The organism is Shewanella sp. 492 (assembly GCF_059338445.1).
The window spans coordinates 591,903-606,933 of record NZ_CM181702.1; the positions used below are offsets into that span (position 1 = coordinate 591,903).

Sequence of the window (15,031 nt, forward strand, 5' to 3'; positions counted from 1 at the left end):
CATAGCGTCTAAGCCAGTTTAATAGCATTTGACCCTATAACAAAGTTATATTTATTGGCTAAAAATTTTAGAGGCTAAAGCAGAGGATCAATTGATGACCAGCACCAATCAGCCCACAAACACGACTCAGGTTCAAACTGCCGATCCGCTTTTTCTTCAAGCGGAGCATTTGGCACAAGATTTTTCTTTGTTTCCAAAACACAGTAAGCAGAGTCTGTCAGAGCAGATTAACGGTTTATTAAGTGAAGAGACTATTCAGTCTAATCTTAAGGAATTGGAACAATTAGACGTAGATGGTTATGTCGCTAAAGTGATTCAACCCACCTTAGATAAAAACCGTCTTGGTGCCAAGCGCGTTATTGCCGATCTCAAAGGCAAGCTGATCACCGATAAACACTTAGGCCCATTTTACAGTGCTGAGGTTGAACTCAATTTTGGTACTCGCACTCGCCGTATCGGTTTTATTGCCCAAGAGCGTACCACCAGTAATGGTGCATGGATGCCTGAGCATCATCTAGCCGCTTGTGCTGCTATTCGCCATTTTGCTGAATTAGCTATGCCTATCGTTTACCTTATCGACACCCCAGGTGCCGATGCGGGTGAAGTGGCTAACAGTCAAAACCAAGCGCACACAATTTCTAAAGCCATTGCCGAAAGTGCCAACGTCGATGTCCCTACGGTGGGTATCGTGATTGGCGCTGGCTACTCTGGTGGTGCCATCCCCTTAGCTGCGGCTAACATTTTGTTGTCACTGCGTGATGGTATTTTTAACACCATTCAGCCTCAAGGGCTGCAAAGCATTGCGCGTAAGTACAACTTATCATGGCAAGAGTGTGCTAAGTCGGTAGGTGTATCGCCAGAAGAGCTTTACACCTCGGGTTGTATTGATGGCATTATCGATTTTTCTCCGTCAGATAAAGATGAGCGTCAGCATAATCTTCGCCGTGCGATCATTAGTAGTATTGAAGCGGTTGAGAATGCCGCAGTGCAGTTTGTGCGCGAGTCGAAAGATTTACGTGAACATTATGACCGCAGCTTAAATCGTTTCTTGCACCCGTCAAAGAACCTTTCTGCTCTAGAAGAGCAGGCGGGGTTATCGGTTGCTGATAATCCAACGATGCACCTTAATTTATTCGGTAGTTCATACCGTTACCTACGTTACTTAACCTTACGTAGCCGTATTCATTCTATTTCTCAAGAGCAATATGGCCGTTTATCTAAGGTGAGCGTGCCTGAAGGCGATCTGCTGGCGCGTATCCAGCAAGAGCAAGATAAGGTATTCCAGTCTTGGTTATCTAGCCCAGATAAACTGGTTTACGACGAAGATCTCAATAAGTTATGGAGCAACTTTACCGCTAAGCGCGATGATGTGTCTACCGAACGTAACATGCTGACGCGGTTTATTTTAGGTGAGCCTAAAGAGAATTATAAAAAGGCGCGTAAGGCACTGTTATTCAATATCGGTTGGTCGTTATACCATCGCTGGAAAGGCAACGCCGAAAACAATTTCAAAGGCTTGATCCACTATCTAGAAAGCTTGCCTGATGAAGTGACGCAAGCTGACTGGCCAGAGCTTAATCAACTGACAGTTCTGGATGTGATCGTCCATGACGAGCTACGCGAAGATTTTATTTGGCAATGTTATAACATCTTAATTTTCAATGCGCTGTATGACAACGTGGTGGGCAACCTCGCCTCAATCGCGAAAGAAGCCATGATGACGAAGAGTTTATCGCGCGCCTCTGTCGACAAGCTGCTGCATGACTCAATCGATCGCGCTATCTCTAAGCAAGATACCGCTAACGATAAGAACAAGTTCTATAAGTGGCTGAAGTATTTTATGTCGCAGTCAAACCGTGCCGATCTACTGACCAAAACTGAACAGTGGAAGAGCGTTGGTTTCCCGCAACTTAACGACAGTCTATTCGTTATCTTGACCTATTTCTTCGAGCGTCTACTGCCTGAGTATTTTGCCAGCGAAGAGAAGAGCAGCGATTACACTGGTGCCATCAACCCTGTGCGTATTGGTCGTCGTAAAGACTTCTGGAACCGTTTGACCATGGGTTATCAAGATCTGCTTATCCAGAAAGTGCTTCGCGATGAGAAGCGCAAGGGTAAGATGACTTGGGAAAATGTCATTGCTAAATTCTTCAGTGATTTTGATGAGCTAAATGGCGACAAAATGTCGGCTAACCTACTCAATTTCCCAGGTTTCCGTTTATCAATTGAAGATGCACTCGATAAAGGCATTCGTCCGTGTGGCTTGATCACCGGTACCGCTAACGTTGAGTACAAGGGACAAACCATTCGCGCAGGTGTGGCGGTATCCAATACCGCATTCCAAGCGGGTGCGTTCGATATGGCTAGCGCCGAGAAATTCAGCGCGCTGTTGATCGAATGTGCTAAACGCAGACTGCCGGTTATCTGTTTCATCAGTTCTGGTGGTATGCAGACTAAAGAAGGGGCGGCAGCGCTGTTCTCTATGGCCGTGGTAAACGATCGTATTACCCGTTTCATTCGTGATAATGAACTGCCAGTGTTGATGTTTGGTTTCGGTGACTGTACCGGTGGGGCTCAAGCCAGTTTTGTGACCCATCCTTTGGTGCAAACATATTACCTGTCTGGCACTAACATGCCATTTGCAGGTCAGATGGTGGTACCCGCCTACTTGCCATCGACCTCGACACTGTCGAACTACCTATCTAAGGTTCCGGGCGCAATGAACGCCTTGGTCACTAATCCATTTAGTGACACCATAGATGACCAACTCAGCGGTATCGATCCACTAATGCCTAAACCGACGGCTAAAATTGAAGATGTGATCGGCAATGCTATTTCGACCTTAGTGCCTGAAATGCAAGTGGCGGTGGAAGAGATTGTTCAAGACGATCCTCGTCAGTTGATGAAGCCGATTGAAAAGGTACTGGTGCATGCGCGTGGTTGTACCGCGGTTAAACTTATCCGTAAGGCCCACGACAACAACATCAATGTAGTCTTGGTGGCATCAGATCCTGATATGACCTCGGTGCCGGCCGACATGCTTAATGAAAATGATAAGCTGGTCTGTATCGGTGGTAATACTTCAGATGAAAGTTACCTTAACGCCTATTCAGTGCTGAAAGTGGCTGAATATGAGAACGTTGATGCGCTGCACCCTGGTATTGGCTTCCTGTCTGAAAGCCCACAGTTTGCCGCATTGTGTGTCAACAACGGCGTTAACTTCATCGGTCCTAGCGTACACAGCATGACCACCATGGGTAACAAGTCGAATGCGATTAAAACCTCGCAATCGCAAAATGTCCCCGTGGTCCCTGGTAGTCACGGTATCTTGACCAACGCAGAGCAAGCGGTCAACGTGGCCAGTGAAATTGGTTACCCAGTGCTGCTCAAAGCGGTACAAGGTGGTGGCGGTAAGGGTATTCAAGTTGTTGAACGCCCAGAAGATATGATCTCTCTATTCCAAAAGACCTCTACCGAAGCGGCTGCGGCATTTGGTAATGGAGACCTTTACCTAGAGAAATACGTTACCTCTTTGCGTCATATTGAAGTGCAGTTACTGCGAGATCAGTTTGGTAATACTAAGGTACTGGGCTTACGAGATTGTTCGGTACAACGTAACAACCAGAAAGTGATTGAAGAGTCTGGCTCAACGATGTTGCCAGATGAGCTTAAGCAAAAGGTGATGGAATACACCCGTGCATTAGGCGATGCTACCGATTACATGGGCGCAGGTACGGTAGAATTTATCTACAACCTCGATACCAATGAAGTGTACTTCATGGAGATGAATACTCGTCTGCAGGTTGAGCATCCTGTCACCGAAGCCACCTCAGGCATTGATATTGTCAGCGCCGGTTTCGACATTGCCGCAGGTCGCTCTATTGAGCACCTTGAGCCACAAGAGATTGGTTATGCTATCGAAGTGCGTGTCACCGCCGAGAAAGCGGCATTAGACAGCAATGGCATATTGCAGTTATTACCGCACCCAGGGGTGATCACCGAATATGCGATGCCTGAGCGCGATGATATCGAGATCATCTCAATTGCCGGCGAAGGCAAAGAGGTATCACCATACTATGACAGCTTGATCGCCCAGATCATCTGCCGTGGTGAGTCGCGCGAAGATGTGATCAACAAGCTGCATGACTATCTTGCCAACGAAGTGGTCATTAAAGGTATTGCGACCAATATTCCGTTGCTTACACGTATCTTAAAAGATGGCACCTTCAACGAAGGCGTGTATGACACTAACTATCTACCACGCTTCATGGCTGAGCTGGATATTCCTGAGCTGATTGCCGAAATGGAAGCTGCAGCGGAAACCGTGGGTGTCGATACCGAATCGCTACGAGTTGGTGAGAGCAATGAGCTAAAAGTATTAGCACAAGGCGCGGGTATCTTCTATACCTCGCCAGCACCGGGTGAAGCTGACTTCGTTAAAGAGGGTGACATTGTCACGGTCGATCAAACGCTTGCGTTAACCGAAGCGATGAAGATGTTCTCTCAGGTGACGCTGGCAGGCTTTAATCGCCAAGGAGCAGTGTTGTACCCAGAAGATAAGCAATATCGCATTGAGCGTATTCTTAACAGCAATGGGCAGCAGGTCTCACAAGGCGAACTCCTGTTTGTAGTATCACCCGTTAACTGATGCCATTGAGCGCCAGCTAAGCTAATTAAAATACCCATCGTTTGATGGGTATTTTTTTAGCTGTTGTTTAGTCACGTGCTACAAGGTATCAGTTAGAGGAGCCTTTGGACGTCGCCTGAGGGGAAGATTGCAGCGCCCATTTGAGTAACAAGGGGCCAACAATGGTGGTAATGGCGATCACTAATACCAGTTCGGTAAAAAGCTTTGCGCTGATGATGTTCATCTGAAGCCCCATCTCGGCAAACACCAGCCCCACTTCTCCCCTTGGCACCATAGCACTACCAACAATCAATTTAGACCGCATAGGGCCATTGATAAAGGCGCCGGCTGCGACTTTTGCGACAATGGCTAAAAGTGACAGTGTGATTAGAATTAACATACCACTGACACTGCTATCGACTTGGCTTAAGTCGAGACTGATCCCCACATAGACAAAGAAGATAGGCGCAAATACATCGACCAAGGGTTTCGATGCCTCTTCCATCTTATGGGTAAACGGGAAGGGATTTTTTAAATAACGCTGCAGCGGCGACACAAATTGACGGCTTAATGCCAAGCCAACGGCGAACCCGCCGAGCAGCGCTGGTGCGCCAAACGCATGGGCTATCCAAGCAAATAGACAGATAAGGCTTAAGGTAATTATCGCCTCATAGCCGCTGTGATGGTCGGTGGGTCTGATGGCTCTGAACAGGTACAAGAGTCCGCGCGCTAGTGGGGGGGCTAACAGTAAAAAACCGACCACTTTGATAATAAGCAGCAAGGTCGCCGCGAGACTAAGTTCGCCAGAGGTGGCGAATTTAAACAGTATGCTGAGTAAAATCACCCCAGCAATATCATCGATCACCGCCGCCCCCAAAATAATATGACCCTCGCGGGTTTGGGCCTGTTTAGCCTGCGCCAGTACGCGCACCGAGATACCAATACTGGTCGCCGTGAGGGCGCAGCCTAAGTAAATGGCGGTAAAACTGGGTTGATTAAGCCAGAGTACGGCGCAGATCCCTACAACGACGGCGGGCAGGATGATACCGATGAAGGCGACGCCAATGGCGCTGCCGCCGGCTTGATAAAGGTGCTTTATTGAGGTTTCGCAGCCGATAGAAAACAGCAGTAGTATCACCCCCAGCTCAGCCATAATCGCCAAGGTGTCATTGGGAGAGATCCAGTTAAGCAAGGTTGGACCAATTAGAATGCCTGCCAGCATTTCGCCCACCACAGCAGGCAATTGCCAGCGCTTAAACAGTTCACCCAGTAGGCGACCACAGAGCAAGATTAAAAAGAGTGACAGCACAAAGCTATCTATGGCCATATTGGCCTCCTGCCGCAATGGTGTATATGATAGTGAGCTTGGTCAATTTTATGACCAAGATCAAGGCACAAGTCACAAACCGTGACTAAGCTCAACTTAAGGTTTAGCGGTAGGAGAGAACCATGGATAAGGTGTTTATCATTTCGCAAAAAGAGCAGCAACAAGCCGATGCAATCGCCACAGGAGTGGAGCTTGCGAGGGCCTTGGACAAAACGGCCGAGGTGTTTGCCTATAGTTATGAGTCTTTTAGTGGCAAAGAGCACTATAACCCTCGGCTTGCTGCCGTGGCGAAGCAGCATATTATGAAGCAACGTAACAGCGACATTGAAGCGCAGCTGCAATCGCTTAAAGCCGATGATATCCCCGTCAATACGGTGTGGACTAAAGATCTGTTCGAACATGCTTGTCATCACTCTATTCGCCATGGCTTTGATTTAATGGTTAAAGCGGTTCATGATGCCGAGCACTATTTACCTGTGGATTGGCACCTGATCCGCCATGTTAAAATTCCGCTGATGTTACTGACCGATAATCCGGTTAACCGCGCCAACAGTGTGCTAATGGCCGTCGATTTAGGGAGCGATAAAGCCATAAAACAGCAGCTTAACCATAGTGTAATTACACATGCCCGCCAACTGGCTAAGGCTACAGGTTGCGCCTTGCATCTGGCTTATGTGGTACGGGTGCCGAAGATCCTCAGAGATATGGATCTCATCAATACTCGCACTCTGATTAAAGAGGCTTATCAGCGTTATCAGTCGCAGCTCGATGAGCTTGGCTTGCCGCAAGATAATATTCATATCTTAGCGGGCGAGCCCGATCTCTGTTTATATGAGCTTGCCTGCCGTTTACGGGCTCGTTATGTGGTGCTTGGGGCGCGCCAGCGTCGCGGCCTACTGGGTTATGTTATCGGTAATACTGCTGAAGCCATGTTGAGCCGTATCCGCAGTAATGTATTGGTGATCCCCGCGGATGACCAGTTACTGTCCTCGCCAGCTTAACGCCTATGTGATGGGCAGTAGTTGACGTTGACGGCGCCAATGGCGTTTATGCCATTCATCTATCAGTAATAGTGTAAGTGCAGTGGTTAAGAGTATTAGCCACTGCGATACACTGATAGGGCTGATTCCAAGTGCTTGGCTAATACCGGGTAAATAGCCGGCGCTAATATGAATGCTCTGAGCAAGCACAATCCCCAGTAACAGCAGTGGATTACTGAGCCAAGGCATAGCAAATAGTGAGTTATGCTCCGAGCGACTGTTAAGGGCATGCACATTTTCAAATAAGACCATCAACATTAAGGTGAGGTTACGCGCGGCTTCTTCGCTAGCGCCCATTTTTAAGTTTAAGGCAAACAAGCCAAAAGCGATTATCCCCATCCATAAAGCACTCACTAACACACGCTCTAGCATAAGACGATCGAATATCGGCTCAGTAGGTTTTCGTGGCGGTTGTTCTATCTCATGGCCTTCGGCGGGTTCAAACGCCAGCGCCACATCTTGCACGCCGTTGGTAACTAGGTTGAGCCATAAAATTTGCAGAGGAAACAGCGGGATGGGCAGGGCAAACAGGACACTCAAAATAAACAGCAGTAGCTCTGCGGCGCCAGTACTGATCAGCAGATAGATCACCTTGCGGATATTGTTGTAAACGATGCGCCCCTCAATAATGCCTTTAACAATGGAGCTAAATTTATCATCGGTTAACACTAAGTCGGCACTCTCGCGCGCCACATCGGTGCCTTTACGTCCCATGGCAATGCCCACATGGGCATGTTTAAGCGCTGGAGCATCGTTGACGCCATCGCCTGTCATGGCGACGAATTCTCCTTGGCGAATCAGTGATTCAGTGATCTCCATCTTCTGCTTAGGCTGCACCCGTGCAAACACGCGGTGGCGCGCTACCAAGGCATCAAACTGAGCTATGCCAGCTTGTTGTGCCTGGCTGAGTTGCTCACCCGTGACAACGTCATCATTCTTGCCTGATACCAATTTAAGTTGATGGGATAGGGCAAGGGCGGTCACGGGATGATCGCCAGTGATCATCGCCACCTTGATGTGGGCCCGCTGGCAAAGATCAACTGCCGCTATCGCATCATCCCTCAGCGGATCGCTCATGGCGACCAGTCCCAAAAATGACAGCTCAGTAAAAGGGTGACCGGGATGTTTCAGTTTAGCCGACGCCACCGCCAATACCCGATAGCCATGCTGAGCCATATAGTGAGTTTGCTGATGGATCTGGGCAAGCTGCGCTTCGGTCAGGCTGCACATGGGGAGCAGTTTCTCCACCGCCCCCTTTACCGATACCACCAGTTCGCTTTCTATTAGATTAATGCTGGCACTAAATTGGTTTTCAGACTCATAGGGAAACAGCTGCTCTTGCTGTGGCTGCAGCGAAGGCGCCATAGGTAAATTGAGCTTATAACCCAAGGCGAGAAATGCCAGATCGACCCCATCGCCATCGGCGTGGATGGTGTTATGGTCAAACTCAAGGTGGGCTTCGTTGGCTAATATGCCGCTCAATCCAAGTTGGCACAGTGCTGGTGCGTTATCAAGATTGATGGGATCTGTGTAATCCCCCTTATGGATCAAGCCGCTGGGAGATAAGCCCGCGCCCGCTACGTGATATTTATCGCCATTGAGTAGCCACACTTGGTTAATGGTCATCTCGTTAACCGTCAATGTGCCTGTCTTGTCTGAGGCGATATAAGTGCACGAACCTAATGATTCGACCGCGACTAATTTGCGCACAATGACATTGGCTTTCGACATGCGTTTCATGCCTATGGCTAAAGCCACGGTGATCGCCGCAGGCAGGCCTTCGGGGATCGCCGAAACTGCCAGTGCCACCCCAAGCAGGAATACCTGCGACAGATCGGCGCCACGCAGCAGGGTGAGACCAAAGATCAGCGCAATAATCACCAAGGTGGCGACGGCGATTATCAAAGTAAAGCGCTCAATACGCTGCATCAGTGGCGGTTTGGTGTGACCGCCGCTGTGAACCATATCGGCAATTTGACCAATTTGAGTTTGCTGTCCAGTGGCAATGACCTCGCCTTCAGCGCGCCCATGGGTGACTAAGGTGCCAGCAAAGGCTAAATCGTTCTTGCTAACCGCTACCGACTCGCCAGTTAACGCCGACTCATCCACCTTAAATTGGTCTTGTTTTTCAATGCGAATATCGGCGCCAATGCGATCGCCATTGCCAAGCATCACATAGTCTCCGGGGACTAAGGTGCTGCTGTTGATGGTCACTGGGTGGCCGTCGCGGTAGACACGGCTTTGCTGCGGCACCATATTGCCTAGGGCATCGGCCGCTTGCTGGGCTGAGTATTCTTGCAGCGTCCCTATGATGGCGTTGAGCAGCAGCACGGCAAAAATAAAGATGGCATTAATGAATTGGCCTAATAGTAAACAGACTAAAAAAGCCGCCAATAGCACATAGATAAAGGCGCTCTTAAACTGGGTCACAAACAGTTGTAAGAAGCTTAATTTGGGCGGTTTAGGCAGGCAGTTTTCACCGTATTGTTGTAAGAGTGTCTGTGCTTGCTGACTGGTGAGTCCGCGCAGTGCCACTGCAGATCCTTAAGTTAAGAGCGGGGGATATGCTTGATCTATAGCTGATCTTTATCCACTTTGCAGGGAATTACTTTGCTTGTTGATGGAGATCAAATGGTCAATATGCCGCCCACCAAGCTTGGCGGCGGTCAGCTGTGACCCAGTCAGTTGGTGGAACGAGAGATGGGGCAAGTGGAGGTTCGAGAGAATAGGCATCAGCTTAGTTATCCAGACAATGCCTAGGATCGGGCTTAGTTAAGCAGCGGATGATCTTCAGGTAGTTGACGACTGATCCATAAGATCAATTTGTGCTTCATATTAGGGCCATCTTCTTTGTCTGTGGCCAAGGGCTGGATCAGTTTATCTTGCACTAACAGTCGGTAGATACATTCGACTTTATCTTTAGGGGAGATGCCTTTGCCAAAATCGGCAAAGCCACGTTTTTTTGCGTAACCTACACCAATATCCATGGCGAGTTTTAACAGTTGGGCGTCGTGCTTACCTTGTTTCATAAAAGGCTCCATCAAAGCTGATAATCACAAGCTACCCTAAATCACATCAATAACAAAATAGCTAAGCCCCATTTTTGAATCATAGGGGCTATTTGTGTTTAACTGGGCAATCAACTGGTTACTCTTTCAGCAACCAGCAATGAATAACGGCACCAAAACATAGGAGGTTAACGCGCATGATAGAGGTTAACGGAGTGGATCATGTGGTTTTTCGTACCACCAAGCTTGAGGCTATGCTGCATTTTTATACCCAGGTACTTGGCTGCCATCTGGAGCGGCAGCTGGCAGAAGAGGGCTTAACTCAGCTGCGCGCAGGCACCGCCCTCATTGATATTGTCACCTGCGATAGTGAACTCGGCCGCCTCGGTGGTAAAGCACCGCAGCAAGATGGCCGTAATGTCGACCATGTATGCCTGCTCATCACCTCAATGGATGAGCAGGCATTACTGGATTATCTCGCAAAATTTGGTATCACCACCGAGGGATTTTCCAAGCGTTATGGCGCCCAAGGTTTCGGACGCTCGGTTTATATCAACGACCCAGAGGGTAATGTCATCGAACTCAAGTTTTCGAATTAGTGCTGTCGAAAGGGCAGCTTACAGCATTTTGCCTTCGGCTAAGTGGGTGTTGGTGATTGTTTTGTGAACCATAGCTTCATGGTTTATCAATTGCCTGCAGCATGCCTTTCGTGCAGGTATTTCGGTGGGGCGCTGCAAGTATATCCCTATACGCTCGACGGTGGCATCCATGCCACCAACCCCCACCGCCATACCTACACCGACTTATCACTCTCTTCGATTTGACCGTAATTGGTATCCACAGAACCGTTAAAAGCTAAATTATTTTGGACATAAATGAGCTAGAACTTCGACTCTAGCTCATGAGGTTTGGATTAAGAAAGGTATGGCAATTACATAAAGTTTAACCGACCCCACATATCCCTGTTTGCCTGAGCGCAACTTGATGCGTTTGTTGTGAGTAGTTTTAACTTGCTCTCGAAACCATAGCTATCGCTTCATCAATGATCGATAAATGATAACGGCTATTCATCCTCTCACCAGATACACACCTTTTAATTTTCTTATTTTGATTTAAGCTAAGGTTATCGCACCAAGCAACCAGATGCTCTTCAGTTTCAGGTGCTAGTGCCATATCAAGTTCATTACATCTGTAGCGGACAGTTACAATAAACTTTTCCTCTGAACCCTTAACTTCCATTGAGTTAATTTTGTCTACAACGTCAATTAGTTTAGTTTTTACTTCTATAACGTCCTGTTCTAGCTCATCCTGCCTTGCTAGCGCATCGGCAATCATTCTTGAGTTTTGAGCAACAACTTCTGCCATCTTCGTAAGTAATGAACCTTTTGATTCTGGCGGTGGAGGATAGATTCCATGTTTAGTCAAAGATGGAATGACCTCATGGTAAAGCCACTTCTGGAACTGCTTCCCAGCTTTACTTCTATCGCTGGACAAAACTCTGTAAAGACCTGGCTGAGTTACAAATATTTCTGTTTCACCTTCAAATTTTGGGGCTACCGTAGGGACGGAGATATATTCATCCGAATCAAGGGCTTCCAATTGTGACTTGATGAGGCCTGCCATCAACTTAGGTGTGTATGAATCACTAAGTTCTCTATTTTCCTTATTCAGAGTAACCAGGATATCTTTCAATGAAATGTGCAATAATTCATCGTGTATTAGTGTTCTGATATCAGAACTACCAGCTTCACCTTCATAGCAAATATTGATTAATTCACTTTTCAAATCGACCTTCCTTACTCAATAAATAATACACATAACGACTTAGTATTTATGCGTTGCGCTGTTTGCAAGGCATAAATCGCAAGTTGGACTTGGCCGCTGCCACATCCATGTATTTGGTATGCATTATGCTATAGGAGTTTGCTTTTCTGTGGTAGTCGTTTTTTTGAGCTTAAGTAAGGTAATTAATTGGTCTTCTTTAGTATTTTTATATTTCATTAGCGCCTCTTGGCGGCAAAGACTCGTGATTAACCGTGCTTTTTAGACCATTCATACCCCTAAGTCATGCCACTATGGCCGCAGGCCTTTGCCTCACTGATGTTCATAGCAAGGTCTTACTGAATCTACGGATACTTATCGAGCACTTAATCTGTGTTTTTCACTTTTTTCTCTCGCAACTCACACCAGATAAAGTTAAATCGAAGAGACGATGAGTACAGGTGTAAGCGCGGTTTTGGCCTTCGAAATCATGGATGATTTCGCAGAGCCCACACGGACGTGCTTGCGGCGAGCCAAAAGAGCGCTTGCACATTCCCCGCCGGACAGGCGATTAACAACAGTGAAGGTTCGACCTTCAAACACTTTCAATAAATGAAAATACAGCCAGCCGCTACTCAAACAAATGTCATCGTTCTTCATTCCAAGACCAGCACACTTTGGGGCAAAAGCACGTTAGCCTTTAACTAGCAACCCACATCAAATGCGGCTAAATCGAAGAGGCGTTAGATATAGGTGTAAGCGCGGTTTTGGCCCTTGGCGGCATGGCCAAAAATGTTCCTTACATTTTTTGGCATTCCCTCCATCCATGGAGGTCAGATACCGCCGTGGAGCGTATAGGGACGGCGCACAACGATATCCCTATCTAAGCCAGTTCGACAATCCCTGTCTCTCGTTCATAAGCACGAAGCTATGCTTCACTCACCGAGCCAAAAGAGTGCTTACACATAAAGCCTGCTGCAAGCAATTAACACCTATTGAAGGTGCGACCTTCAAATAGGCCGCCAAGTAATACTTGAGCTAGATGCTACAACAACTGCTATCAGCATTCACAGGCAGAATACCGTCGTGCTAGCAGACAACTCACCATGAAGGTGAAACCTTCAAACACTTTGCCATTATTGCAAACACAATAAAAAACCACCTATTGCTAGGTGGCCTTTGCTTGTAACAATAGGCTAGTTTTCAAGCCTGCTCGAATCTCGCACCTTATTGGTTAGAAAAGTTATTCTCAACCAACTTCTGCTTGTTCTCCGCTTGCGGTACGTGGCACGTAGTACAGTTGAAATACTCATTGTTGAGTTGGCTATCGGCCTGCATATGCGAGTCATGAATTGGGGTTGCTTTCATGCGCACGGCTTTTTCTGGGCTGTGGCAAGTCATGCAGCCGTTTTTCTTAATGGTAATTTTATAATCAGCCTTATGGGGAATTAGCGGGGGCTGGTGGACAAAGCTGCGGGCTATCGGCTCTCCCTTTTTAGGGTAAGTGGGCATCGCATCGGCAGCGCGTACCTCAGTGATCGCCGCGTGGCTGAGCGAGCTCACATTAACGGGCTCTGTTTTGGTTGGTGCGAGTTCAGTAGCGCTGGCATTGAGCGCCATGAGCGCGACTAAAGTGAGTGCTTTTTTCATTGGTTGTTCTCCGCCTTTAGGGCAATTCGATTTTGATACTGAAATACGCGTGGAGCACAGACATCGATGCAGCGACCACATAGAGTGCAGTCACTGTCGGTTATCATGGGATTTTTCCCTTTTAGTGCAGGTTTTAATACTTGGCGCTCGGGGCAGACCTCAAAACAGGCCATGCAGTTATCGCAGCTGCTGGCGTTAACTGCGCTGATTTTGATTGGGCTGGTTTTACCCAGTAGGGCAAACATCGCCCCGGTTGGGCAGAGGTGACCACACCAGGCTCGCTCGCAAATGAAGAGATCGAGCAAAAAGATGGCGGCTAATATCCACAAGCCACTCCCTGCGCCAAACAAGAGGGCGCGATAGAGTATGGGCACCGGGTTCACCCATTCCCACACCGCAATACCGGTGAGCAGCGGCAGTATGAGTACCACGGCTAATAGGTAATAGCGTAAATGCCGTGGCATTTCGCTTGTGCGTGGTAAATGTAACTTACGCCTTAGCCAGCTGGCGGCATCAGTCACTAGGTTGACTGGGCATACCCAGCTGCAAAATACCCGCCCACCTGCTAGCCAATAGAAGATGGCGATAACCGCGGCGCCAAGTAGCAAACTGAGCTCTGGCCAGTGGCCGCTCATCAGCACTTGCAGTGTCGCTAGCGGGTCGGCCAAGTGGACGGCACCTAATAACTCACTGCTAGACAGATTCCCCTTAAGCAGCCAGAAGCCAAACCAAGGGCCAATCGCAAAGGCAAACAGCACACCTAGCTGGCAAGCGCGGCGCAGCAATAGAAACTTGTGGACGCGCCACCAGCCGAATTGGTCAATCGCGGCTTGGTCAAAGCGCGTCTTGGCACCTTTGTTTGTGGTATGACCCATGCTGTTATGCGTCATGGCGTGACCCCTTGTTTAACATCTCAAGCGTGGTCTCTTCGGTATTGATATAGGTATCGTGGGTGGCGGTTTTGCCCTTGGCAATATGGGGCGGTAGCACTTTGATCGCCGCTTCTTGCAACACGCAAGCATGCTCACACTTCCCACAGCCGGTGCAGCTGTCGCTGTTGACCGTGGGGATAAACAGGGCGTGATGGTTGCTACGTTGATTGTGCTGGCGCTTAAGGGTGATTGCTTCATCAATCAATGGGCAAACGCGATAACACACATCGCAGCGAAGCCCCTTAAAGTTGAGGCAATTTTCTTGGTCGATAAGCACCGCAACCCCCATTTTTGCTTGGGTGATATCCGTCAAGTTGTGATCCAGCGAGCCCGAGGGGCAGGCTTTAACACAGGGGATATCTTCACACATTTCGCAGGGGATCTTGCGCGCCGTAAAGTAAGGTGTCCCCGTCGGCGCACCCTCAAACCAGCGGGCCAGTTTCAGGGTGTCGTACGGGCAAGCCTCAACACACAGACCACAGCGCACGCAGGCAGATAAGAAGTCATCTTCTGCTAATGCGCCTGGGGGCCTTATTGCTAACGGGTCAAGGTGCGATGATTGCTTCGCCACGCCGGTGATCCCTAATCCCAATAATCCCATCGCACAGCCAGCCTTAGCCGAGGTGGCTAAAAACTGGCGGCGATTAACGCCTTTGGCTTGGGTGTGTCGATTGACCTTACTCATA

11 protein-coding genes are annotated in these 15,031 nt (G+C 48.4%); 3 read left to right on the forward strand and 8 right to left on the reverse strand.

Annotated elements, in window-relative coordinates; translation table 11 throughout:
- The first annotated feature begins 94 nt into the window (after nucleotides 1–94).
- Nucleotides 95–4,648 carry an ATP-binding protein gene (locus AC5YBX_RS02665; protein WP_494520096.1) on the forward strand — a complete coding sequence of 1,518 codons (4,554 nt, stop codon included), beginning with the start codon at nucleotides 95–97 and terminating at the stop codon, nucleotides 4,646–4,648.
- A gap of 88 nt (nucleotides 4,649–4,736) precedes the next feature.
- Here AC5YBX_RS02665 and AC5YBX_RS02670 read toward each other — a convergent pair whose 3' ends face one another.
- Nucleotides 4,737–5,954: a cation:proton antiporter gene (locus AC5YBX_RS02670; RefSeq protein WP_494524320.1), complete on the reverse strand. Its 1,218-nt coding sequence runs from the start codon at nucleotides 5,952–5,954 to the stop codon at nucleotides 4,737–4,739.
- 122 nt (nucleotides 5,955–6,076) lie between these two features.
- Between AC5YBX_RS02670 and AC5YBX_RS02675 the strand changes: the two genes are divergently transcribed.
- Entirely contained in the window at nucleotides 6,077–6,955 is an 879-nt protein-coding gene (locus AC5YBX_RS02675; RefSeq protein ID WP_494520094.1) for a universal stress protein, read from the forward strand.
- A gap of 3 nt (nucleotides 6,956–6,958) precedes the next feature.
- Here the strand turns inward: AC5YBX_RS02675 and AC5YBX_RS02680 are convergent, their stop codons facing one another.
- Both AC5YBX_RS02680 and AC5YBX_RS02685 read right to left on the reverse strand, forming a co-directional pair.
- Nucleotides 6,959–9,529, reverse strand: a complete 2,571-nt coding sequence (locus AC5YBX_RS02680) for a cation-translocating P-type ATPase (RefSeq protein WP_494524321.1) — start codon at nucleotides 9,527–9,529, stop codon at nucleotides 6,959–6,961.
- 233 nt (nucleotides 9,530–9,762) lie between these two features.
- A complete protein-coding gene (locus tag AC5YBX_RS02685) occupies nucleotides 9,763–10,023 on the reverse strand; it encodes a DUF5062 family protein (RefSeq protein WP_110455847.1) in 261 nt (86 codons plus the stop codon).
- 176 nt (nucleotides 10,024–10,199) lie between these two features.
- Here AC5YBX_RS02685 and AC5YBX_RS02690 point away from each other — a divergent pair, with 176 nt between their 5' ends.
- Nucleotides 10,200–10,601: a VOC family protein gene (locus tag AC5YBX_RS02690; protein WP_494524322.1), complete on the forward strand. Its 402-nt coding sequence runs from the start codon at nucleotides 10,200–10,202 to the stop codon at nucleotides 10,599–10,601.
- 406 nt (nucleotides 10,602–11,007) lie between these two features.
- On the opposite strand, the gene AC5YBX_RS02695 is transcribed toward AC5YBX_RS02690, so the two are convergent.
- From AC5YBX_RS02695 to napG, 5 genes are all read right to left on the reverse strand, one after another.
- Entirely contained in the window at nucleotides 11,008–11,787 is a 780-nt protein-coding gene (locus tag AC5YBX_RS02695; RefSeq protein WP_494524323.1) for a BRO-N domain-containing protein, read from the reverse strand.
- 411 nt (nucleotides 11,788–12,198) lie between these two features.
- On the reverse strand, nucleotides 12,199–12,423 hold the full coding sequence (locus AC5YBX_RS02700; RefSeq protein WP_494524324.1) for a hypothetical protein: 225 nt from the start codon (nucleotides 12,421–12,423) through the stop codon (nucleotides 12,199–12,201).
- Nucleotides 12,424–12,990: 567 nt separating this feature from the next.
- Nucleotides 12,991–13,413: a nitrate reductase cytochrome c-type subunit gene (locus AC5YBX_RS02705; protein ID WP_494520089.1), complete on the reverse strand. Its 423-nt coding sequence runs from the start codon at nucleotides 13,411–13,413 to the stop codon at nucleotides 12,991–12,993.
- Nucleotides 13,410–14,303: a quinol dehydrogenase ferredoxin subunit NapH gene (napH, locus tag AC5YBX_RS02710; protein ID WP_494524325.1), complete on the reverse strand. Its 894-nt coding sequence runs from the start codon at nucleotides 14,301–14,303 to the stop codon at nucleotides 13,410–13,412. Before napH ends, AC5YBX_RS02705 begins: the two co-directional genes overlap by 4 nt.
- Entirely contained in the window at nucleotides 14,293–15,030 is a 738-nt protein-coding gene (gene napG, locus AC5YBX_RS02715) for a ferredoxin-type protein NapG (RefSeq protein WP_494520087.1), read from the reverse strand. Before napG ends, napH begins: the two co-directional genes overlap by 11 nt.
- Between the last annotated feature and the right edge of the window lies 1 nt (nucleotide 15,031).

Excerpts from the sequence above, each read along its gene's own strand:
- AC5YBX_RS02665 (WP_494520096.1), top strand. The coding sequence starts at position 95 with ATGACCAGCACCAATCAGCCCACAAACACGACTCAGGTTCAAACTGCC.
- AC5YBX_RS02670 (WP_494524320.1), bottom strand. The coding sequence starts at position 5,954 with ATGGCCATAGATAGCTTTGTGCTGTCACTCTTTTTAATCTTGCTCTGT.
- AC5YBX_RS02675 (WP_494520094.1), top strand. The coding sequence starts at position 6,077 with ATGGATAAGGTGTTTATCATTTCGCAAAAAGAGCAGCAACAAGCCGAT.
- AC5YBX_RS02685 (WP_110455847.1), bottom strand. The coding sequence starts at position 10,023 with ATGAAACAAGGTAAGCACGACGCCCAACTGTTAAAACTCGCCATGGAT.
- AC5YBX_RS02690 (WP_494524322.1), top strand. The coding sequence starts at position 10,200 with ATGATAGAGGTTAACGGAGTGGATCATGTGGTTTTTCGTACCACCAAG.
- AC5YBX_RS02700 (WP_494524324.1), bottom strand. The coding sequence starts at position 12,423 with ATGAAGAACGATGACATTTGTTTGAGTAGCGGCTGGCTGTATTTTCAT.
- AC5YBX_RS02705 (WP_494520089.1), bottom strand. The coding sequence starts at position 13,413 with ATGAAAAAAGCACTCACTTTAGTCGCGCTCATGGCGCTCAATGCCAGC.
- napH (WP_494524325.1), bottom strand. The coding sequence starts at position 14,303 with ATGACGCATAACAGCATGGGTCATACCACAAACAAAGGTGCCAAGACG.
- napG (WP_494520087.1), bottom strand. The coding sequence starts at position 15,030 with ATGAGTAAGGTCAATCGACACACCCAAGCCAAAGGCGTTAATCGCCGC.